The sequence below is a fragment of the Bradyrhizobium sp. MI1.11 genome (assembly GCF_055811255.1).
In genome coordinates this window covers 1-312 of the sequence record NZ_JBVVPM010000224.1, presented here as the reverse complement: position 1 = coordinate 312, position 312 = coordinate 1, and the positions used below count along the sequence as shown (strand labels likewise).

Annotated in this window: 1 protein-coding gene; it reads right to left on the bottom strand. The window is 58.7% G+C overall.

Going from position 1 to position 312, the window contains the following annotated elements; all coding sequences use genetic code 11:
- Nucleotides 1–11: 11 nt before the first annotated feature.
- The coding region (locus AC0L30_RS43195; RefSeq protein WP_473406813.1) for a hypothetical protein at nucleotides 12–312 on the bottom strand (301 nt) is incomplete at its 5' end.

Here is a 312-nt window from a genome sequence, read left to right as displayed (position 1 = left end):
CATCGGCTATATCAGCCCGGTCGAGATGGAGCTAAAATCGGCTTGATCCATGTCCACTTTTTTGGGGGAAGATCAACACTGGATTGCTTCGCTGCGCTCGCAATGACGGAGCAAGGGGCAGCATCGTCATCCTCCAATGCAGATTCAACTTGCAGACACACCTTCGCGTCCTCGCGGCGTGTTTCGCCCGAGCTTTGCTTCGTCACTCCCCCCTCTTGTCCAAGAGGGCGCAGGGAAGGCCGGGTGCTGACCTCGCACCCGCGGTCCGCTGCGCGAAAATGGTGCGCAAGGAAACCGCACAGCAGCATACAG